Consider the following 19,319-nt stretch of genomic DNA (forward strand, 5'->3'; position numbering starts at 1 on the left):
CCGTGGCAGCGGTGATGCGCAAGCTGCTCACAGCCGTGTGGGCCTTGGTGCGCAACCCCGCACGCTACGACGGCAGCAAGCTGTTCGCGGTTGTGCAGGGTTGACTGGGAACAGAGTGTCTACAAGGGGACGGTCCGGGTCGGGGCGCGGGCCCCGGCACGCGGATTGCACGGGCCGGGCAGGCCTTCGAACCACGGGAGGGACCATGACCGACGCCAGGCACCGACCATTGCGCCGCACGCGGCGCGGGAGCGTCGCGGCCGTGCTGGCGCTGTCGGCCGCCCTGGCCACGGCCCCGGCGCTGGCCGCCGGCCCGCAGCCGCTGGAGGAGATCGCCGCCGCTGCGGTGTCCGCGGTGGGCGCGGAGGACGCGCAGGCGGCCGAGGCCGTGCTGGCGCCGTCGCTGCGGCTGGCGCGCTGCCGCCAGCCGCTGCAGGCGGTGGCCACCGGCCCCCGCACCGCCCAGGTGCGCTGCGCCGACGACCCCGGCTGGCATCTCTACGTTCCGGTGCGGGTGCGGCGCGAGGCCGAGGTGGTGGTGCTGCGCAGCCCGGCGCCCGCCGGCAGGCCGATCACCGCCGACCAGCTGGTGGTCCAGACCCGCGACATCGGCGCCGCCGCCGGCCCCGCCTTCCGCGACCCCCAGGCCCTGGTCGGCCGCGTGCCGCTGCGCGCCCTCGCGCCGGGCGCGGTGCCCACCGAGCAGGATCTGTCGCTGGGCGCGCCGCTGCGCCGGGGCGACCCGGTGGTGCTGGTCTCGCGGGTCGGCGGGGTGGAGGTCCGGGTGCCCGGCCGCGCCATGGGCCCGGCCCAGGCCGGCGGCCGGATCGGGGTGCAGAACGTGTCCTCGGGGCGGGTCCTGCGCGGCCGTCTGGTCGGGGAAGGCGTGGTCGAGCTGCTGCCATGAACGCCCGCCAGGCCGGATTTGGTGACGGCGCTCAAGTTCCGGGGGGCAGGGCCGTTACAGTGCCCGACCAGCCACCCCCAGGAGCCACCCATGACCCACAAGATCGACGGCAGCGGGCCTGTCCTGCGTCCGCAGGAGGCCGCCGCGCGGACCGTGCCGACGTCCAGCGCCAGCGCCGCGCGCGGCGAACCCGTGGCGCCCGCGGAAAGCATCCGCCTCACCGGCGAGGCCGAGGGCCTGCAGGCGATGGCGCGCGAACTGGCCCAGGGCCCGGCCGGGATCGACATGGCCCGGGTGAACGCGCTGCGCGAGGCGATCGCCGACGGCAGCTACCAGGTCGACGCCCAGGCCGTGGCCTCGCGCATGCTCGAACTCGATCGGCTGCTCGGGGGCTGACATGAGCGCGGCCGTCGCCGAGCACCCGCTCGAAGCGCTCGATCGCGCGCTCGAGGCCGAGCGCCGGGCGCTGCTCGAGAACGACGTCGACGCCCTGCTCGCGTCCACCGCCGACAAGCTGGCGGCGCTGCGCCGGGCCGAGGCCGCGCGCCCCGGCACCATCGCCGCCGACCGGCTCCAGGCGCTGCGCGAGAAGAACCACGCCAACGGCGTGCTGCTGTCGCGCCGGCGGCGCGAGGTCGGCTGGGCCCTGCGCCATCTCGGGCGCGTGGAGTCCACCGGCGTGTACGATGCCCGCGGACAGTCCGGCGCCCGCCCCCAGGCGCGCTGTCTGGGAGTGGGATGAACAGCAGCCAGACGCAGCAACCGCCATCGCGACACGATCCGGACCCGTGCAGCCGCCGGATCCACTGGGCCTTCCGCACCACCGAGAACGCCGTGGTCCTGGTCGACCGCGCGCGCGGCCAGGCCCATGCCAACCCCTCGGCGGAGGCCCTGGCCACCCGGGCGCTGCCCGGCCAGGCGCCGTCGACCCTGCTCGACCTGCTGCCGGGCGAGGCCTGGGAGCAGGCCCGCGCCCAGGGCCGCTGGGCCGGCGAGGTCACCATGTCCTCGGGGGTGGTGCTGGAGATCGTGGTCCGCCACGGCCGGGACGAAGGCGAGGACGGCCTGTTCCTGCTCATCTTCGACGACGTCACCGCGCGCAAGGCGCGCCAGCGCGAACTGCAGCAGCGCCATGACGAGCTCGAGGCCGCGCACCGGCGCCTGGCCGGCGCCCAGGAGCAGCTGCTGCAGTCGGAGAAGATGGCCTCGATCGGCCTGCTCGCCGCCGGCGTGGCGCACGAGATCAACAACCCCATCGGCTACGTGCACTCCAACCTGGGCACGCTGCAGGAGTACGTCGCCGCGCTGTTCAGCCTGATCGAGCAGCAGGACGCCGCGCTCCAGGGCGCCGACCCGGGCGTGCGCGAGGCGATCCGGCTGCAGCGCGAGCGGCTCGACATCGACTTCATCCTCGGCGACCTGCCCAAGCTGCTGGACGAGTCGCGCGAGGGCATCGAGCGGGTCACCAAGATCGTGCAGGACCTCAAGGAGTTCTCCTACGTCGGCCGCGGCGACGCGATGCGGCCGTCGGACCTGCACAAGGGCCTGGAATCGACCCTCAACATCGTCTGGAACGACCTCAAGTACAAGTGCCGGGTGGAGAAGCACTACGGCGAACTGCCGCCGGTCGAGTGCCACCTGTCGGAGATCAACCAGGTGCTGGTGAACCTGCTGATCAACGCCGGCCAGGCGGTCGAGAACCGCGGCACCATCACCATCGCCACCGGCGCCGAGGACGGCGAGGCCTGGATCAGCATCGCCGACAACGGCTGCGGCATCGCTCCCGACGTGCTGCCGCGGATCTTCGACCCGTTCTACACCAGCAAGCCGATCGGCCGCGGCACCGGGCTGGGCCTGGCGATCGCCTACAGCATCGTGTCCAAGCACCACGGCCGGATCGAGGTGCAGAGCGAGCAGGGCGTGGGCACCACCTTCCGCGTGGTCCTGCCCGTCGTGCAACCGCGCCAGGGCGGGGACGGTGACGACGGCTCCCGCGGCGACGAGGCTCAGTAGGCCGCGAACTCGGCGTCGCCCTGGCGTTCGTGGGCGCGGAACGCGGCCTCGATGTGGCCGCGCAGTTCGTCGTCGTTCCAGGGCTTGGTCAGGAAGCGGTAGATCGAGCCGCGGTTGATCGCCTCGGTGATCGTGGCCAGGTCGGTGTAGCCCGACAGCACCATGCGCACCGTGTCCGGGTACAGCTCGCGCACCTTGGCCAGGAACTCGGTGCCGCTCATGTCGGGCATGCGCTGGTCGGAGACGATCACCTGCACCGGGTTGCTGGCCAGCAGGTCGAAGGCCTCGCGCACGGTGCTGGCGGTGAGCACCTTGTAGCCGTCGCGGCGGAACAGGCGCACCAGCGCGCGCAGCACGTTGTCCTCGTCGTCGAGCAGCAGCAGGGTGCGCTCGGGCCGGGTGGCGGCGAACGCCGACGGCAGCAGGAAGCGCTTCTGCACCAGCGGGTCGAGCAGCTCGGCCGGCAGCGGCGGGCTGAACAGGTGGCCGAGGAAGAAGTCGCAGTGGTTGCGGCGCAGGAAGCCCAGCTCGGCTTCGGTCTCCACGCCCTTGGCGGTGAGCTTCATGTTGAGGCGGTGTCCCATGGCGATGATGCCGCGCACGATCGCCGCACTGCGCGGGTCGCTGGCCACGTTGCGGATGAAGCTGCGCCCGATCTGCAGCCGGTCGAGCGGGTACTGGGCCAGCGCGGCGAAGCTCAGCCCGCCGCGGCCGAAGTCCTGCACCGTGAGCGTCGCGCCCAGCGAGCGCAGCCCGGTGAGGGTGTCGTGGATCCGGTGCACGTCCAGCGCCAGCGCGCTCTCGGGCAGCTCGAACTCGAACGAGGAGGCGTTGAGCTGGTAGCGGTGCAGGCGCTCGCCGATCGCGTCCAGGCAGTCGGCGCGCGAGAGCAGCACGCCGTCGATGTGCACCGACAGGGTCAGGTAGTCCAGGCCGCGTTCGCGCCAGGCGGCGAGCTGCTGCATCGCCGCGTCCAGCACCCACAGCCCGAGCTGGCCGGACAGCCCGGCGCGTTCCACCCGGGCCAGGAACCGGTTCGGCCGCAGCAGCCCGTGTTCGGGCGAATCCCAGCGCAGCAGGCCGCTCATGCCCACCAGGCTGCCGTCCTGCGCCGACACCTGCGGCTGGAAGTACATCTTCATCTCGCCGCGATCGAGCGCGCCCACGAAGCGGTCGGCGAAGCCGGCCTCGCTGGTGGTGCGCGCCGGCACCCCGGAGTACAGGCCGACGTTGTTGTGTCCGCCGCGCTTGCTCTCGCGCAGCGCGCGCTCGGCGCTGGCCAGCAGCGCGGCCGCGTCGGTGCCGTGCTCGGGGAACACCGCGATGCCGATCGAGACCGTCACCGGCAGGGTGTAGGGCGGAATCGACAACGGGCCTTCGAGCGCGTCGCGGAACAGCTCGGCCAGGGCCTCGCCGTTGGGCTCGCCCTCGCGGTAGGCGATGCAGGCCACGAACTCGTCGCTGCCCAGCCGCCACAGGATCGCGTCCTCCGGCATCGTGGCGCGCAGCCGCTGGGCCACGGCGGCCAGCACCTGGTCCCCGACCTCCTCGCCCATGTTCACGTTGACCAGCTGCAGCATGTCGATGTCGACGTGCAGCAGGGCCACGTTGCGCCGGCTGGCCTGGGCCGTGGCCAGCACCGCGGTCAGGCTCGGCCCGCCGCCGCCGAGCCGGTACAGCGCGGTCACCGGATCCACCGGGACCCCGCCGGATTGCTGGAAGCCGAATGTCATGGCGGCAGGGTATCCGGTCCCGGCGCCTGCTTCACCGCCGATACGCACCGGCGGCCGGGCCCCGCGCGCGGCGGACCGGTCATCGCCTCCATCCCGCGCATCCCGGCGTCGATGCGGGCACTGCACTATATTGGCGCGATGCCCGCGCCGCCCACTTTCGATCCCGCGTTCGACGCACTGGTCACCCCGGTGCTGCGGGCGGACCGGGACGGGCGGGTGGTGGCCTGCAACCAGGCCTTCGCGCGCTGGCTGGGGGTGAGCCAGAAGCGGCTCCCCGACCAGCCGCTGGTGGCGCTGGAGGTCGAGGGCGACGGCCTGCGCCGGGCGCTGGAGGGGCTGGAGGAGGCCGACGGCCCGCGCCGGCTGCGGCGGGTGGCGCTGGCCTTCCTCGGCGGCGAGCCGCGCTTCGCCGACGTCTGGCTGGCCCGCGAGCCCGGCGGCGCGATCCTGCTCGAGGCGCATCCGGTCGACGAATTTCCCGGCGAGGATCCGGCCCAGGCCCTGCCGCTGGCGCTGTCGGCCGCGCTCAAGGGCCTGGCCCACGAACTGCGCAACCCGTTGGCCGGACTGCGCGGCGCGGCGCAGCTGCTGGCCCGGCGCGCCGGCGACGGCGACTGGCGTGAACTGGTCGAGCTGATCGCCGCCGAGGTCCAGCGCCTGTCGCAGCTGGTCGACCGGCTGCTGTCGCCGGCGCCGCCGCGTCCGCACGAGCCGCTCAACATCCACGGCGTGCTCGAGCAGGTGGTGCGCCTGGCCGAGCAGGAAGCCGGCTGGGCGGTGCGCCTGGTGCGCGATTACGACCCCAGCCTGCCGCCGCTGCGCGGCGATCCCGACCGCCTCACCCAGGCGGTGTGGAACCTGGTGCGCAACGCGATCCAGGCCGGCGCGGCCAACGTCACCCTGCGCACCCGGGCCGAGTTCGGCGCCCGCATCGGCGAGCAGGTGCACGCGCTGGCGCTGCGCATGGAGATCGGCGACGACGGGCGCGGGGTGCCCGAGTCGCTGGCCGAACAGATCTTCCTGCCGCTGGTGTCGGGCCGCGCCGACGGCAGCGGCCTCGGCCTGGCCATGGCCCAGCAGGTCGCGCGCGAGCACGGCGGCTCGCTGGGGTATCGTTCGCGCCCGGGCCACACCGTGTTCACCCTGCTGCTGCCGCTGTCCGACGGTGGCGACGGCGGGCCGGCCGGCCCCGAAGGAGGCTCCGCGCAATGAGGGCAGTCAATGTCCGCTGAAGGCGATACGGTCTGGGTGGTCGACGACGACCGCTCGGTGCGGTTCGTGCTGGCCACCGCGCTGAGCGACGCCGGCTACCAGGTCGCGGGCTTCGATTCGGCCGACGCCGCGCTGTCGGCGCTGGACACGCGGCCGCCGCCGCAGCTGCTGTACACCGACGTGCGCATGCCCGGCGACGACGGCCTGGCCCTGCTGGAGAAGATCAAGCAGGCCCACCCGCAGCTGCCGGTGGTGGTGATGTCGGCCTACACCGACGTGGCCAGCACCGCGGGCGCGTTCCGCGGCGGCGCCTACGAGTTCCTGTCCAAGCCGTTCGACCTCGACGAGGCGGTGGAACTGGCCGCGCGCGTGCTGGGCGAGCGCCACGAGCAGCCGGCCGAGCCGGTGGCCGAGGGTGAACCCGACGACGACGTGCTGGTCGGCGACACCCCGGCCATGCGCCAGCTGTTCCGCGCCATCGGCCGCCTGGCGCAGGCGCCGCTCACGGTCCTGATCACCGGCGAGACCGGCACCGGCAAGGAGCTGGTGGCGCGCGCGCTGCACCGTGAGTCGCCGCGCGCGCGGCAGCCGTTCGTGGCGCTCAACACCGCCGCGATCCCGGCCGAACTGCTGGAAAGCGAGCTGTTCGGCCACGAGGCCGGCGCCTTCACCGGCGCGCAGAAGCGCCACATCGGCCGCTTCGAACAGGCCCACGGCGGCACCCTGTTCCTCGACGAGATCGGCGACATGCCGGCCTCACTGCAGACCCGGCTGCTGCGGGTGCTGGCCGAGGGCGAGTTCTTCCGCGTCGGCGGGCGCGAGCTGATCCGGGTCGACGTGCGGGTGATCGCCGCCACCCACCAGGACCTCGAGGCCCTGGTTCAGGAAGGCCGCTTCCGCGCCGACCTGCTGCACCGCCTGGACGTGGTGCGGCTGCGGCTGCCGCCGCTGCGCGAGCGCCGCGGCGACGTGCCGGCGCTGGCCGAACGCTTCCTGCATGGGGCGGCGGAGAAGTTCTCCGCGCCGCCCAAGCGGTTCTCCAAGGCCGCCACCGAGCGGCTGCTGGCCTACGACTGGCCGGGCAACGTGCGCGAACTGGAGAACCTGTGCTGGCGCCTGGCCGCGCTGGCGCCGGCCGACACCATCACCGCCTCGGACCTGGACGGCATGTTCCAGGCCGGCGAACGCGCCAACGCCGACTGGGACGGCGCGCTTCGCGCCTGGGCCCTGGAACAGCTGGCTGCCGGCACCCCTGACCTGCATGCGCGCGCCCGCGAACGTTTCGACCGCGCCCTGCTCGAGGCGGCGCTGGAACATACCGGCGGGCGCCGCGCCGAAGCGGCCGCGCGCCTGGGCCTTGGCCGCAACACGGTCACCCGCAAGCTCGGCGCCAGCCGCCGCCCGCGGCGCGGCTGATCCGGCGCCGCGGCCAGGCCGTACCTGCACGGCGGCTGGCCGCGGGGCGCGGCGCGCCTTGGCCCGCCGCGCGTGGCCCGCTAGGCTCGAACGCCCGCGGCGGCCATGCCGCGCCGCTGCCTCGCGTGTTCGTGCACCGCCCCCCGATGCCAGACCCCGCCGTCGCCAAGCCTGTCCGCAGCCTCCCCGCGATCGCCCTGCTGCTGCTGGCGGCCTGCGCCTCCGGGCCGCCGCCGGCCGCGCCGCCGCCGCCGGAGCCGGCGCCGCGCGAGACCGCCGTGCGTGGCACCGTGCCGCGCGCGGTCGCCAACCTGTTCTCGGCCTCGGGCAGCCTGGTCAGCGGCCGGGTGGTCCTCACCCCGGTCGAGGGCGGGGTGCGCGTGCGCGGCGAGGTCGGCGGACTGGTGCGCAACGGCGCCCACGGGCTGCAGGTGCACGAGCGCGGCGACTGCAGCGCCGTCGACGCGCGCAGCGCCGGCCGCTATTTCGACCCGCTCGCGGGCGCGCGCCAGGACGGCGCGGTGGCCGGCGATCCCGGCCGCATCTTCGCCGACGCCGAGGGCGTGGCCCGGGTCGACCTGGTCGTGCGCGGAGCGGTGCTGGGCGGCGGCGCCGGCAACGATATCCTTGGCCGCGCGCTGCTGGTGCTCGGCGCCACGCCCGGCGCGATCAGCGCGCGCGTGGCCTGCGGCGTCATCACCGCGGTTGAATGACGCCGCCGCTAGCGTTCCCAGTTCTGTCCGTCCACGGAGGAATCCCGATGCGCCACGTCCCCTTGCTGCTCCTGCCCGCCGCGCTGCTGTTGGCCGCCTGCCAGCCGCAGGCGCCGTCCGGCGACGCCGCCGGGCCCGGCCCCGACCCGACCCCGGCCATGGCCGACACGCCCGAGCCCGCGCCCGCCGCCGCTTCTGCCAGCGCCGCCCTGGCCCCCACCGAGGGCAATGCGGTGGCCGGCAACCTGGAATTCGCCGTGGTGGACGGCGGGATCCGCATCACCGGCGAAGTCACCGGCCTGCCCCCCGGCGGCCAGCATGGCTTCCACGTGCACGAGAACGGCGACTGCAGCGCCCCCGACGCCACCAGCGCCGGCGGCCACTTCAATCCGACCGCCAGCGCGCACGGACGCGTGGGCGAAGGCGAGCACCACGCCGGCGACAGCGACAACATCGCCGCCGACGACCAGGGCGTGGCCACGGTCGACAGCCTGCTGCGCGGCGCCACGCTGGGCGACGGCAGCCCCAGCGACATCGTCGGCAAGGCGGTGATCGTGCACGCCGACCCGGACGACTACACCACCCAGCCCACCGGCAACGCCGGCGCCCGCCTGGCCTGCGGCGTCATCGAAGCCCGGTAAGCCCCGACCGCACCGACCCCGTCGGCCCTGGACCCCTCCCCCCGCTTGCGGGGGGAGGCCGGGAGGGGGCACCCCCACCGCCACACCGGACCCGGCTACACCCCCCGCCCGTCCACGTCCGCCGCCGCCTCCACGTACACCACCTCGATGCCGTGCGCGCCCAGCACCGCGGCCAGCTGCCGCTGCCGGGTCTCGAAGCGGGCGAACATCTGCCGCAGGCGCGCCTGGTCGCCGTCCTCCGGGCGATACCGCGCGCGCCAGGCGGTCGGCGCGAACATCGCCATGCGCACGGTGCCGTCGGCATAGCGCAGCAGCGGCTCGGGCGGCGCGTCGAGCACCGCCTCGCGCGCGGGCGAGAGCAGCGCGGTCTCGAGCAGGGGCCACAGCGGCGCCAGGCCCAGGTGGTCGTACTGCAGCGCCACCATCGCCAGCAGGTCGTGCAGGGTGAGGCTGCGCGCGTGCTCGATCCGGGCGCCGAACGCCTCCTGCAGCAGCAGCGCGGTGTCGGCGGCGGCCATGCCGTGGTCCAGCAGCCGCGCCTCGAACTCGCCCGCCACCGCCGCGGCGGTGGCGGGCGTCCCGTGCAGCAGGAACGGCAGCACGCGCAGACTGCCGCCGCGCAGGTCGGGGTCGGACTGCAGCGGCCGCGGCACCTCGCCGCCGGCATCGGCGCCGAAGGCGACCAGGCGCGGCGGGCCGCCGCGGCCGGGCGCGCGCGCCAGCAACTCGTCCAGGCGCCGATGCAGCGGCCAGCCCGGGCGCAGGGCCTCGGCGGGGTCGAAGTGGGCCGCCGCCAGGCACAGGTCCATCTCGCGCACCCGTGGCTCGATCCCGGCCAGGTCGCGCCCCAGGCAGGCGACCAGGCGCGCCGCCTCGGCCTGGCCCAGGGCGGCGTGCATCGGTTCGCTGGCGTGCGCCAGTTCGATCGCCAGCAGGCCGGCCACGCTGCCCGCGGGCAGCGCCGACGGCTGGCCGGCGACAGTGTGCGCTTCGTTCATCGGGCCATTCGCCACGGTACGTTAGACTCGACATTATGCCCGCCGCCGGTGGCGGGCCCGCACCCCCGAGAGGCTCCACGATGCTGCAAGGTCGTCCCGTCGCCGTGCTGGGCGGCGTCCGCATTCCGTTCTGCCGCCAGAACACCGCCTACGCGGACGTCGGCAACCTCGGCATGTCGGTGCGCACCCTCGGCGCGCTGGTCGAGAAGTTCGGCCTGCACGGCCAGCAGCTGGGCGAAGTGGCGATGGGCGCGGTGATCAAGCACGCCTCGGACTGGAACCTCGGCCGCGAGGCCGCGCTCTCGTCCGGGCTCTCGGCGCTCACGCCGGGCATCACCATGCAGCGCGCCTGCGGCACCTCGCTCGACACCATCAACCTGATCGCGACCAGGATCGCCACCGGCCAGATCGAGTCGGGCATCGGCGGCGGTTCGGACACCACTTCCGACGTGCCGATCGTGTACGGCAAGTCGCTGCGCCGGCGCCTGCTCGCGGCCAACGCGGCGAAGACGGCGAAGGACAAGCTGGCCGCGTTCAAGGGCTTCCGCCTGCGCGAGCTCAAGCCCGACTTCCCCGGCGTGGCCGAGCCGCGCACCGGCAAGTCGATGGGCGAGCACTGCGAGGACATGGCCAAGGAGTGGAACATCTCGCGCGACTCGCAGGACGAGCTGGCCGTGGCCTCGCACCACAAGCTCGCCGCCGCCTACGAACGCGGCTTCTTCGACGACCTGGTGGTGAGCTTCCGCGGCGTGACCCGCGACAACATCCTGCGCCCGGACACCACGATCGAGAAGCTGGCCACGCTCAAGCCGGCGTTCGACCGCGTCTCCGGCCGCGGCACGCTCACCGCGGGCAACTCGACCCCGCTCACCGACGGTGCGGCCGCCTGCCTGCTGGCCAGCGAGGAGTGGGCCGCCGCGCACGGCCACGAAGTGCTGTGCCGGATCCGCGACGTGCACGTGGCCGCGGTCGACTTCGTCCACGGCGAAGGCCTGCTGATGGCGCCGACGGTGGCCGTGGCCGAGATGCTGGCGCGCAACGGGCTCACCCTGCAGGACTTCGACATCTACGAGATCCACGAGGCCTTCGCCGCCCAGGTGCTGTGCACGCTGCGCGCGTGGGAGAGCGAGGAGTACTGCCGCAACCGCCTGGGCCTGCCGGCGCCGCTGGGCCGGATCGACCCGGCCAGGCTCAACCCGGTCGGGTCGTCGCTGGCCACCGGCCATCCGTTCGCCGCCACCGGCGCGCGCATCATCGCCACCGCGGCCAAGCAGCTCAAGGAACGCGGCGGCGGCCGTGCCCTGGTGTCGATCTGCACCGCCGGCGGGATGGGCGTGGTCGCGATCCTGGAGCGCTGAGCCGCGCGGACGCGGGACGGGGAGGGGCGTGGAGTCGAACGAGCGGTTCGTCGCCGTCGAGGGCGGGCGGCTGTTCGTCCGCCACTGGCGTCCGCAGCGCCGCGACGCCTGCGCGCCGCCGCTGCTGCTGCTGCACGATTCGCTCGGCAGCGTCGCCCAGTGGCGCGATTTCCCGGCGCGCCTGGCGACCGCGTCGCGGCGCGACGTCATCGCCTACGACCGGCTCGGCTTCGGACGCTCCACCCCGCGCGCCGCGCGCCATTCGCTCGACTTCATCGACGAGGAGGCGCGCGGCGGCCTGCCCGCGCTGCTCGCCGGGCTGGGACTGGAGCGCTACGCGCTGCTTGGCCACAGCGTCGGCGGCGGCATGGCCCTGACCGCCGCGGCGTTCGACCCGGAGCGCTGCGCGGGCGTGGTGTCGATGTCGGCGCAGGCCTTCGTCGAGCAGCGGACCGTCGAGGGCGTACGCCGCACGCAACAGGAGTTCGCCCGGCCGGGCGGCCTCGGCAAGCTCGCGTTCTGGCACGGCGCACGCGCCGCCTGGGTGCTCGACGCGTGGACCGGGACCTGGCTGGACCCGGCCTTCGCCGGCTGGTCGCTGGATGCGGTGCTGCCGCGCGTCCGCTGCCCGGTGCTGGCGCTGCACGGCGACCGCGACGAGTACGGCTCCGAGGCGTTCCCGCGCCGGATCGCCGAGGGCGTGGGCGGCCCGGCGCGCATGGTGGTCCTGGAGGACTGCGGCCACATGCCGCACCGCGAGCACCCCGAACGGGTGCTGGCCGAGGTGGTGGCCTTCCTCGCGGAGGTCGCCTAGGCGCCCGATGCCGCGGGCCCATCGGGTGCGCCTCCGGCCCCGCCCGCGCTACGCTTGGGAGCGCATGGCCGCATCGCACGGGGTGATCGATGCATCTGTTCCAGGGCGTTTTCTTCCTGATCCTCGGCGTCGGCCTGCTCGTGGTCGACTGGCGCAGCCTGTCGCTCGGCTGGCTGCCGTGCGGACCGAACGGGTTCAAGGGCCGGCTGGTGTTCCGCCGCAACGAACAGCCGCTGCGCTACTGGATCTTGTTCGTCGCGTACGCGGCGGCCGGCGTCGGGCTGGTCGTGTACGCGGTGCGGGTGCTGCTGGGCCAGGTCGAGCCGCTGCCGTTGAACTGATCGGCGCGTTCGACCGCGGAACCGCGCGAGGCGGATTGCCGATCGTGCCATCCGGCGACAGAATGTCGGCGCGGCCGCCGTCGGTCGCATGGCTTGGTCGCGGCCGGGGAACCTTCGCATGAACGACATCACCGGGATCGATCCGCTCGCCTCCGCGATCCTGGCCCGCGCGGGCGATGCGCCGCGGGTGATGATCGCGATCGCCGGTCCGCCCGGCGCGGGCAAGTCGACCACGGCCGCGCGCCTGCACGACGCATTGCCCGCCGGATCGGCGGCGGTGGTGCCGATGGACGGCTTCCATCTCGACGACGCGATCCTGCACCAGCGCGGCCTGCGCCAACGCAAGGGTGCGCCCGAGACCTTCGACTTCCGTGGCTTCGCGGCCCTGCTGCGGCGCTTGCGCGACGCCGAGCCGGACGTCGCCATTCCCGTCTTCGACCGTGCGCTCGAGCTCTCGCGCGCCGGCGCGGCCATCGTCGATCGCGACGTGCGCTTCGTCCTGGTCGAGGGCAACTACCTGCTATTGGACGAGGCGCCCTGGTCGGGCCTGGCGGACCTGTTCGACCTGAGCGTCCGCATCGAAGTGCCGCGCGCCGAGCTCGAACGCAGGCTGATGGAGCGCTGGCGCCACCACGGCAGGAGCGACGACGAGGCGCGGCACTGGATCGCCTCCAACGACATGCCCAACATCGAGCGGGTGCTGGCACGCAGCCGGCCGGCGGACCTGGTGGTGGACCACGCCACGGCCGACGCGCCGGCCGCCTGAGGCCCGGCCACGCCGCGAGGCCCGGAGGCGCGAGCCCGCCCGGTAGAATCGCGCCATGCCCCTGCTCCAACTCCAGCGCGTCGACTTCGGCGTCGGCGGCCCGCTGCTGCTCGAGCGCGTGGACCTGTCGATCGAGGCCGGCGAGCGCGTGTGCATCGTCGGCCGCAACGGCGCCGGCAAGTCCACCCTGATGCGCCTGGTCGCGGGCGAACTCAAGCCCGACGACGGCGAAGTGCGCCTGCAGTCGGGCGCGGTGGTGGCGCGCATGGCCCAGGAAGTGCCGCAGGACGCGACCGGCACGGTGTTCGACGTGGTCGCGGCCGGCCTGGGCGAACTCGGCGCGCTGCTTGCCCGCTACCACCACGCGCTCGAGGCCGGCGACATGGCCGCGATGGGCGAGGCGCAGGCGCGGATCGAGGCCCTGCACGGCTGGGACCTCGACCGCCGCGTGGCCCAGGTGATCGAGCAGCTCGAACTGCCCGCGCAGGCGCGCTTCGAGGCGCTGTCGGGCGGCATGAAGCGGCGCGTGCTGCTGGCCCGCGCGCTGGTGCGCAAACCCGACATCCTGCTGCTGGACGAGCCCACCAACCATCTCGACATCGAGTCGATCGCGTGGCTGGAAGGCTTCCTCAAGTCGTTCGCCGGCAGCCTGCTGTTCATCACCCACGACCGCGGCTTCCTGCGCGCGCTGGCCACGCGCATCGTCGAGATCGACCGTGGCCGCGTCACCAGCTGGCCGGGCGACTACGACAACTACCTGCGCCGGCGCGAGGAGCGCCTGCACGCCGAGGCCCAGGAGCAGGCGCGCTTCGACAGGCTGCTGGCGCAGGAGGAGGCGTGGATCCGCCAGGGCATCAAGGCCCGGCGCACCCGCAACGAGGGCCGGGTGCGCGCGCTCAAGGCGATGCGCGCCGAGCGCGCGCGCCGGCGTGAGGCCAGCGGCAACGTGCGGATGGAGGTCGCCCAGGGCGGTGCGTCCGGGCGCAAGGTGATCGAGATGCGCGGCGTCAGCCACGGCTATGGCGCGCGCCGCCTGCTCGAGGACACGTCCACCACGATCCTGCGCGGCGACCGGATCGGCATCATCGGCCCCAACGGCTCGGGCAAGTCCACGCTGCTGCGGATCCTGCTCGGCGAGCTGCAGCCCGAGCGCGGCGAGGTCGTGCACGGCACCGGCCTGCAGGTGGCCTACTTCGACCAGCACCGCAGCCAGCTCGACGAGTCGCTCAGCGCGCTCGAGAACGTGGCCGAAGGCCGCGAGTACGTGGAGATCAACGGCGCGCGCAAGCACGCCATCGGCTACCTGCAGGACTTCCTGTTCACACCCGAACGCGCGCGTGCGCCGATCACCCGGCTTTCGGGCGGCGAGCGCAACCGCCTGTTGCTGGCCCGGCTCTTCGCCCAGCCGTCCAACCTGCTGGTGATGGACGAGCCGACCAACGACCTCGACATCGAGACCCTGGAACTGCTCGAGGAACTGCTGCTCGAGTACCCCGGCACCTTGCTGCTGGTCAGCCACGACCGCGACTTCCTCGACAACGTGGTCACCAGCACGCTGGTGCTGGAGGGCGAAGGCCGGCTGGGCGAGTACGTGGGCGGCTACAGCGACTGGCTGCGGCAGCGCCGGCCACCACCGGCACGGGCGCAGGCGCCGCCGGCTCCGGCACCGGTGAAACCGGCGCCGCCCACCGCTCCTGCCGCGCCGCCGGCCAGGCGCAAGCTCGGCTACCGCGAGGCGCGCGAGCTCGAGCAGCTGCCGGCACGCATCGAGCAGCTCGAAGCGGAGATCGCGCGGCGCACGGACGCGATGCACGATCCCGGCTTCTACCAGCAGGACGGCGCCGCCATTACCGCCGCGAACCTCGAGCTCGCGCGGCTGCAGGAGGAACTCGACGCGGCCTACAAGCGCTGGGAGGAGCTCGAGTCGCGCTGACGCCGCCGCTCAAGCGCCGAACGCCGCGCCGCGCAGCGCCACCGCCAGCGCGGCCGCGGTCATCGCGCCGAGTCCGACCGCGATCCGGATCCCGAACGCTGCCCCGCCGCTGGCGAAGGCGACCACCGACTTGGCCAGCGCGCTGGCCGCGAACAGTCCGATCACGGCCCAGCGCGCCTGTCCGGCGTCGATGGTGCCGTTGCCGAACAGGGTGGCGACCGTCGCAGCCGCGGCCTGCAGCTCGGCCAGCGCGGTGAGCAGGGCCGCGCCCAGCGCCGCCTTCGGCCCCAGCCACTGGGCCGCGACCTGGGCCAGGAACAGCACGCCCGCGATCAGCGCCGCCAGGCCCAGCGCCTGGCCGATGCGGAACATGCGCGTGTCGGCGGTCGGCGGCGGCGCGTCGGCCTGTTCGCCGCGATGGAATCCCAGCGCCGCGCCGGCCAGCAGCACCGTGCCCGCGGCCACGAGCTCCGGCGCCACCGCGCGCAGCAGCGCCGGCGCCACCGCCAGCATGACCGGCACCAGCAGGCTCAGCGAGGCGAAGTTGGCGAGCAGGGTCGCGCCGACCGCGCTCGAGCGCAGCGCCGGCTGCGCGCGCACGCGCTGGCCGAAGCCGGCGGTGGCCGCGGTGGAGGACACGTAGCCGGCGAAGAAGCCCGACAGCAGCAGGCCCCAGCGGCTGCCGATCAGGCGCAGCGCAATGTGGCCCAGGGCGCCGATCGCCATCACCAGCACCACCAGCTTCCACACCGTGGCCAGGTTGATCGCGCCATAGGGGCCGATCGGCTCGTCGGGCAGCAGCGGCATCACGATCAGGGCGAAGGCGAGCAGCACCAGGCCGTCGGTGATCTCGCGGTCGCTGATGTGCTCGCGGCTGATGTGGTGCAGCATCGGCTTGGCGTAGACCAGGATCGCCACCAGCACCGCCAGCGCCGCCGCCGCCACCGGCAGGCGCATCGCCAGGCCGCCGAGCAGGGTGGTGCACAGCATCGCGACCTCGGAGGTCACGCCTGCGTCGCGATGGCTGGTATGCAGGTAGCTCAGCGCGGCGAGCACGCCGGCCAGCAGCAGCACCGCGATGAACGCGGGCAGGCCCAGCCACATCGCGATCGCGCCGGCGAGGGCGAGCAGGGTGTGTGAACGCAGCCCGGCGGCGATCGCCGGGTCGTCCTGCTTGCGGCGTTCGTAAAGCAGGCCGATCAGCAGGCCGGCGCCCAGCGCCGTGGTCAGGGACAGGACGGGCAGGTCGGACGCGCCGGGCATCGCGCCACTATGCCATGCGCGCCGGCCGCGGCCCGCGCGCGGGCCGCGGTGCGCCGTCTTCAGTCGCGCAGCCGCGGCACCCCGTGCTGGTCGCGCTCCTCGAACACCGCCTCGTCGGCGATCTGCTGGTGCAGTGCCCGCGCCGGCAGCGGCGCCACCGGATCGCCGCGGCCGGCGGCCAGCGCGTTCGCGTAGCACTGGCGCGCACGGGCCTCGTCGCCGGCGGCGGCATACCCGTCGCCCAGCGCCTCCCAGGCCTCGGCCCCGCCGCCCTGGGCGATGGCGCGGTGCAGGCAGTCCTCGGCCCCGGGCCAGTCGCCGCTGGCGTGGGTGAGGCGGGCCAGGGTCAGCAGCAGCGAGGGGCTGGCCGGATGCGCCTTGAGCCACGCGGCAGCGCGACTGCGGCGCTGCTCGATGCGGCCCACCGGCAACTGGCCGTACAGGCTCGCCAGGCCTTCGTCCCAGCGCGTGTCCAGGGCCTGTTCGATGCTGCCGGTGGCGGCCTCGTCCCAGCCGAGCGCGGCGGCGCGGCGGGCGTAGGTGGCGACGACCACCGGTTCGGTGCGCAGCGCGCGCGGCAGGGCATCCCAGCGTTCGGCCAGGGCGTTGCCGTCGGGGGCCTCGCGCAGCGAGGCCTCGGCCCAGGCCAGTTCGCGCTCGGCCAGCACGGTGTCCGGCCAGGCCTGCTGCTGGCGCAGCGGACCGAGCAGGCCCCAGGCCTGGTCGGCCTGGCCGGCACCGCCGAGCGCGTCGGCCCGCAGCGCCAGTCCGCGCGGCGGCAGCGGCTGCGCGGCGGGGGCGTCGAGCGCGACCAGGGCATCGGTCGGGTGCTGCCCGCGCAGCGCCAGTTCGGCCGCCAGCACCGCGCGCAGGGACGGATGGCGCTCGCCCAGCCCGTCGATGTGGACCCGGGCGGCGGTCACGTCGCCGCGTCCCAGCGCGGCCTCGACCGCGCCGGCGCGCGCGGCCGCCTCCACCCGCGGATCCTCGGCCGCCTCCAGCAGCAGCTTCTCCGCACGCGCCCAGTGGCCCAGGTACAGCGCTTCGAAGCCCTCGGAGATCCGGGCCCGGGCGCGCCCGTCGCGGTGCCGGCCCCAGGCGCGGAACGGCAGCGACAGCAGTGTCCACAGCAGCCACGCCGCGAACGCGGCGGCGAACAGCAGCCCGGCCGCGACCAGGACCGTGGTGGTGTAGTCGTAGCCGCGCCAGCGCACCAGCACGTAGCCGGGGTCCTGGGCCAGCAGCAGCTGCGCCACCAGGGCGCCGGCCAGGGCCAGCAGCAGCCACAGCAGCAGGTTGCGGAACAGGGTCATGGCGGGGCTCCTCGGGATGGCCTCGGCGATGTCGGGTCAGCCTCGCCCGGGCGGCGTCGGCGTGGCGTGCACTGCCTGAACATGCGCTCAGCCGGGGCCGCGCTGGCGTCGCAGCTGCTCCAGTGTCGAGCCGAGGGTCGGCAGCTGCGGCGACAGCGGCTGCCCGCGCAGCGCCCGCAGCGCCTCGCGCTGGCGCTCGCGCGCCGGCGAGGCGGGCCACAGCCGCAGCATCCAGCCCTCGACCCGGTCGAGCGCGGCGCGCAGCCCCTCGCGGTCGCCGCGCGCGATCGCGCCCTGGGCCAGGGTCAGTTCCAGCTGCAGTGCAGCCAGGCCGGCGGCGCGATCGGCCGGGTCCAGCGCCAGCGCCTGGCTGCTGGGCCGCACCTCGACCAGGCCGCCCATCATCCGCTCCCACCACGAGGCGGGGGCCGGCTCCGCGGCGGGTTCGCGCGGCAGCGACGGCAGCGCGGCGGCCACGGCGTCCAGGCGGCCGGCGGCCACCGCGCGCGGATCGTCGCCCAGGGCGTCGAGGGCGGCCCGCTCCTGGGCCAGGGCCTGGCGCAGGTCCAGCCAGCCGGGGTCGGGGACGCCCTCGAGCAGCGTGGCCGCCAGCGCGTAGGCGCGGCGGGCGCCGTCGGCGTCGCCCGACAGCAGCAGCCGCTGCTGGCCCTGGGAGAGCAGCAGCTCGATCTCGTCCAGCCGCAGCGCGCGGGCGGCGTCGAGTTCGGGATTCGCCAGCCGCTGCACGCTTTGCTCCAGCAGCGCCGCGCGCTGGCCCAGCCCGATCACTTCCTCGCGCAGCAGGCGCTGGGTGGCCTCGCCCTGCTGCATGCGGGCGGTGTGCGCGCGCACGTCCCGGCGCAGGGCGTCGACCCGTTCCTCCAGCGCCTCCAGCCGTTGGCGGTCGGCGGCGGCCGAGCGGGCCTGGGCCTGGCGGGCGGCGTCGAGCTGGCGCCAGGCGAGCGCGCCCAGGGCGGCGAGCATGGCCGCCAGCGCCAACAGCACGATCAGCCATGCCCCGCGGCGGAGGCCTGGCGTGGGGGAGGACGGGGGCGCCATCAGTGCGGGGAGCGGGATGGGGTCGATGTCGCACTACGTGGAATGCGCCCGCGCGCGGCCGCGGCCAGCAGCGACCGTGGCCGCGCATCGGCGGCCACCACCACGTCGTCGAAGCCGGCCGCGCGCGCGATCGCGGCCAGCCGGTCGCTGGCCGCGAGCACCCGCGCCCGGCGCAGGCGCGGACCCAGGTCGGCGGGCAGGACCTCGAGCAGGCGCTGCAGCGCCTCGCCGCTGCCCAGGGCCAGGAACAGCGGCGCGCGCAGCCCGCGCAGCCGCGCCAGGGCCTGCGGCGCCGGCGCGGCCGGCACCCGCTCGTACACGTCTGCGCGCAGCACCTGCGCCCCCCGCGCGGCCAGGGTCGGCGCGATCAGCCCGCGTCCTCCGGGCGCGGTCACCAGCGCCACCTGCCGTCCGCGCAGCGAGGCCAGCGCCGGGAGCGCCAGCACGCCCTCGCTGTCCATCCGGGTCGGCGCCAGCACCCCGGACACGCCTGCGCGCCGCAGCGCGCGCGCGGTGCCTTCGCCCACCGCGAGCCAGGCCTGGCCCGGGCGCGCGCGCAGGCGCCGCAACCCGGCGGCGGCATGCACCGCCGCCGGGCTGGTGAACAGGACGATGTCGGCCGCGAGCGCGTCGCGCAGCGCTGCGCGGGTGGCGGCGTCGCCTCGCGCCCGGATCCGCCAGGGCGACAGCGCCAGCACGCGCGCGCCGTGGGCGGCGGCGGCCCGGCGCATCGACGCGTGCTGGCCGACCGGGCGCAGCGAGATCACGTAGCATGCGCGCAATTTCTGCGGGGACGGGGGAGCCATGGCACCAGCTTGGTGCCTGGCCCCGCGGCCCGC

19 protein-coding genes are annotated in these 19,319 nt (G+C 74.9%); 13 read left to right on the forward strand and 6 right to left on the reverse strand.

Features of this window, described 5'->3' with window-relative positions; genetic code table 11:
• The first annotated feature begins 205 nt into the window (after window positions 1–205).
• The 4 genes from flgA (at window position 206) to FQY79_RS08780 (ending at window position 2,920) form a co-directional block, all read left to right on the forward strand.
• Window positions 206–907: a flagellar basal body P-ring formation chaperone FlgA gene (flgA, locus tag FQY79_RS08765; protein ID WP_146312554.1), complete on the forward strand. Its 702-nt coding sequence runs from the start codon at window positions 206–208 to the stop codon at window positions 905–907.
• 90 nt (window positions 908–997) lie between these two features.
• Window positions 998–1,303, forward strand: a complete 306-nt coding sequence (gene flgM / locus FQY79_RS08770) for a flagellar biosynthesis anti-sigma factor FlgM (RefSeq protein WP_146312555.1) — start codon at window positions 998–1,000, stop codon at window positions 1,301–1,303.
• Window position 1,304: 1 nt separating this feature from the next.
• Window positions 1,305–1,649, forward strand: coding sequence for a flagellar protein FlgN (locus FQY79_RS08775; protein WP_146312556.1), 345 nt, complete (start codon window positions 1,305–1,307; stop codon window positions 1,647–1,649).
• A complete protein-coding gene (locus FQY79_RS08780; RefSeq protein ID WP_146312557.1) occupies window positions 1,646–2,920 on the forward strand; it encodes an ATP-binding protein in 1,275 nt (424 codons plus the stop codon). Before FQY79_RS08775 ends, FQY79_RS08780 begins: the two co-directional genes overlap by 4 nt.
• Here FQY79_RS08780 and FQY79_RS08785 read toward each other — a convergent pair.
• On the reverse strand, window positions 2,914–4,653 hold the full coding sequence (locus FQY79_RS08785; protein WP_146312558.1) for an EAL domain-containing protein: 1,740 nt from the start codon (window positions 4,651–4,653) through the stop codon (window positions 2,914–2,916). The two genes, FQY79_RS08780 and FQY79_RS08785, sit on opposite strands and share 7 nt — an antisense overlap.
• 138 nt (window positions 4,654–4,791) lie before the next feature.
• Between FQY79_RS08785 and FQY79_RS08790 the strand changes: the two genes are divergently transcribed.
• The 4 genes from FQY79_RS08790 to FQY79_RS08805 all read left to right on the forward strand — a co-directional run bounded on the left by FQY79_RS08790 (window position 4,792) and on the right by FQY79_RS08805 (window position 8,635).
• Window positions 4,792–5,865 (forward strand): two-component system sensor histidine kinase NtrB, encoded by a 1,074-nt coding sequence (locus FQY79_RS08790; protein WP_146312559.1) that lies wholly within the window; start codon window positions 4,792–4,794, stop codon window positions 5,863–5,865.
• Window positions 5,866–5,874: 9 nt separating this feature from the next.
• On the forward strand, window positions 5,875–7,281 hold the full coding sequence (gene ntrC / locus FQY79_RS08795) for a nitrogen regulation protein NR(I) (RefSeq protein ID WP_146312560.1): 1,407 nt from the start codon (window positions 5,875–5,877) through the stop codon (window positions 7,279–7,281).
• A 146-nt stretch (window positions 7,282–7,427) separates the two neighbouring features.
• Window positions 7,428–7,994 (forward strand): superoxide dismutase family protein, encoded by a 567-nt coding sequence (locus tag FQY79_RS08800; RefSeq protein ID WP_146312561.1) that lies wholly within the window; start codon window positions 7,428–7,430, stop codon window positions 7,992–7,994.
• 47 nt (window positions 7,995–8,041) lie between these two features.
• The gene (locus tag FQY79_RS08805) at window positions 8,042–8,635 is read left to right on the forward strand and encodes a superoxide dismutase family protein (RefSeq protein WP_146312562.1); all 594 of its coding nucleotides are present in this window, start codon (window positions 8,042–8,044) and stop codon (window positions 8,633–8,635) included.
• A gap of 95 nt (window positions 8,636–8,730) precedes the next feature.
• Here the strand turns inward: FQY79_RS08805 and FQY79_RS08810 are convergent, their stop codons facing one another.
• The gene (locus FQY79_RS08810) at window positions 8,731–9,633 is read right to left on the reverse strand and encodes a hypothetical protein (protein WP_146312563.1); all 903 of its coding nucleotides are present in this window, start codon (window positions 9,631–9,633) and stop codon (window positions 8,731–8,733) included.
• An 80-nt stretch (window positions 9,634–9,713) separates the two neighbouring features.
• Between FQY79_RS08810 and FQY79_RS08815 the strand changes: the two genes are divergently transcribed.
• The 5 genes from FQY79_RS08815 (at window position 9,714) to FQY79_RS08835 (ending at window position 14,845) form a co-directional block, all read left to right on the forward strand.
• Entirely contained in the window at window positions 9,714–10,991 is a 1,278-nt protein-coding gene (locus FQY79_RS08815; RefSeq protein ID WP_146312564.1) for an acetyl-CoA C-acetyltransferase, read from the forward strand.
• A gap of 28 nt (window positions 10,992–11,019) precedes the next feature.
• Window positions 11,020–11,805 (forward strand): alpha/beta fold hydrolase, encoded by a 786-nt coding sequence (locus FQY79_RS08820; RefSeq protein ID WP_146312565.1) that lies wholly within the window; start codon window positions 11,020–11,022, stop codon window positions 11,803–11,805.
• A gap of 89 nt (window positions 11,806–11,894) precedes the next feature.
• Window positions 11,895–12,146 (forward strand): hypothetical protein, encoded by a 252-nt coding sequence (locus tag FQY79_RS08825; RefSeq protein WP_146312566.1) that lies wholly within the window; start codon window positions 11,895–11,897, stop codon window positions 12,144–12,146.
• A gap of 118 nt (window positions 12,147–12,264) precedes the next feature.
• Window positions 12,265–12,912, forward strand: a complete 648-nt coding sequence (locus FQY79_RS08830; RefSeq protein WP_222434268.1) for a nucleoside triphosphate hydrolase — start codon at window positions 12,265–12,267, stop codon at window positions 12,910–12,912.
• Window positions 12,913–12,967: 55 nt separating this feature from the next.
• Window positions 12,968–14,845 (forward strand): ATP-binding cassette domain-containing protein, encoded by a 1,878-nt coding sequence (locus tag FQY79_RS08835; protein WP_146312567.1) that lies wholly within the window; start codon window positions 12,968–12,970, stop codon window positions 14,843–14,845.
• Window positions 14,846–14,854: 9 nt separating this feature from the next.
• Here FQY79_RS08835 and FQY79_RS08840 read toward each other — a convergent pair whose 3' ends face one another.
• From FQY79_RS08840 to FQY79_RS08855, 4 genes are all read right to left on the reverse strand, one after another.
• The gene (locus FQY79_RS08840; protein WP_027072057.1) at window positions 14,855–16,108 is read right to left on the reverse strand and encodes an MgtC/SapB family protein; all 1,254 of its coding nucleotides are present in this window, start codon (window positions 16,106–16,108) and stop codon (window positions 14,855–14,857) included.
• Window positions 16,109–16,167: 59 nt separating this feature from the next.
• On the reverse strand, window positions 16,168–17,421 hold the full coding sequence (locus tag FQY79_RS08845; protein ID WP_146312568.1) for a heme biosynthesis HemY N-terminal domain-containing protein: 1,254 nt from the start codon (window positions 17,419–17,421) through the stop codon (window positions 16,168–16,170).
• Window positions 17,422–17,508: 87 nt separating this feature from the next.
• Complete coding sequence (locus tag FQY79_RS08850) at window positions 17,509–18,480, reverse strand: uroporphyrinogen-III C-methyltransferase (RefSeq protein ID WP_146312569.1); 972 nt, start codon at window positions 18,478–18,480, stop codon at window positions 17,509–17,511.
• On the reverse strand, window positions 18,480–19,286 hold the full coding sequence (locus FQY79_RS08855; RefSeq protein ID WP_146312570.1) for a uroporphyrinogen-III synthase: 807 nt from the start codon (window positions 19,284–19,286) through the stop codon (window positions 18,480–18,482). Before FQY79_RS08855 ends, FQY79_RS08850 begins: the two co-directional genes overlap by 1 nt.
• Window positions 19,287–19,319: the final 33 nt, after the last annotated feature.

The sequence above is a fragment of the Luteimonas wenzhouensis genome, from assembly GCF_007859305.1.
In the GTDB taxonomy this organism is placed as follows: domain Bacteria; phylum Pseudomonadota; class Gammaproteobacteria; order Xanthomonadales; family Xanthomonadaceae; genus Luteimonas; species Luteimonas wenzhouensis.

What these genes read in the sequence shown, in the direction of transcription:
- FQY79_RS08855 (WP_146312570.1), bottom strand. Translation starts at nt 19,286, where the DNA reads ATGGCTCCCCCGTCCCCGCAGAAATTGCGCGCATGCTACGTGATCTCG.
- FQY79_RS08790 (WP_146312559.1), top strand. Translation starts at nt 4,792, where the DNA reads ATGCCCGCGCCGCCCACTTTCGATCCCGCGTTCGACGCACTGGTCACC.
- flgM (WP_146312555.1), top strand. Translation starts at nt 998, where the DNA reads ATGACCCACAAGATCGACGGCAGCGGGCCTGTCCTGCGTCCGCAGGAG.
- flgA (WP_146312554.1), top strand. Translation starts at nt 206, where the DNA reads ATGACCGACGCCAGGCACCGACCATTGCGCCGCACGCGGCGCGGGAGC.
- FQY79_RS08835 (WP_146312567.1), top strand. Translation starts at nt 12,968, where the DNA reads ATGCCCCTGCTCCAACTCCAGCGCGTCGACTTCGGCGTCGGCGGCCCG.
- FQY79_RS08810 (WP_146312563.1), bottom strand. Translation starts at nt 9,633, where the DNA reads ATGAACGAAGCGCACACTGTCGCCGGCCAGCCGTCGGCGCTGCCCGCG.
- FQY79_RS08825 (WP_146312566.1), top strand. Translation starts at nt 11,895, where the DNA reads ATGCATCTGTTCCAGGGCGTTTTCTTCCTGATCCTCGGCGTCGGCCTG.
- FQY79_RS08815 (WP_146312564.1), top strand. Translation starts at nt 9,714, where the DNA reads ATGCTGCAAGGTCGTCCCGTCGCCGTGCTGGGCGGCGTCCGCATTCCG.
- FQY79_RS08850 (WP_146312569.1), bottom strand. Translation starts at nt 18,480, where the DNA reads ATGGCGCCCCCGTCCTCCCCCACGCCAGGCCTCCGCCGCGGGGCATGG.
- FQY79_RS08775 (WP_146312556.1), top strand. Translation starts at nt 1,305, where the DNA reads ATGAGCGCGGCCGTCGCCGAGCACCCGCTCGAAGCGCTCGATCGCGCG.
- FQY79_RS08840 (WP_027072057.1), bottom strand. Translation starts at nt 16,108, where the DNA reads ATGCCCGGCGCGTCCGACCTGCCCGTCCTGTCCCTGACCACGGCGCTG.
- ntrC (WP_146312560.1), top strand. Translation starts at nt 5,875, where the DNA reads ATGTCCGCTGAAGGCGATACGGTCTGGGTGGTCGACGACGACCGCTCG.
- FQY79_RS08785 (WP_146312558.1), bottom strand. Translation starts at nt 4,653, where the DNA reads ATGACATTCGGCTTCCAGCAATCCGGCGGGGTCCCGGTGGATCCGGTG.
- FQY79_RS08805 (WP_146312562.1), top strand. Translation starts at nt 8,042, where the DNA reads ATGCGCCACGTCCCCTTGCTGCTCCTGCCCGCCGCGCTGCTGTTGGCC.
- FQY79_RS08800 (WP_146312561.1), top strand. Translation starts at nt 7,428, where the DNA reads ATGCCAGACCCCGCCGTCGCCAAGCCTGTCCGCAGCCTCCCCGCGATC.
- FQY79_RS08845 (WP_146312568.1), bottom strand. Translation starts at nt 17,421, where the DNA reads ATGACCCTGTTCCGCAACCTGCTGCTGTGGCTGCTGCTGGCCCTGGCC.
- FQY79_RS08830 (WP_222434268.1), top strand. Translation starts at nt 12,265, where the DNA reads ATGAACGACATCACCGGGATCGATCCGCTCGCCTCCGCGATCCTGGCC.
- FQY79_RS08780 (WP_146312557.1), top strand. Translation starts at nt 1,646, where the DNA reads ATGAACAGCAGCCAGACGCAGCAACCGCCATCGCGACACGATCCGGAC.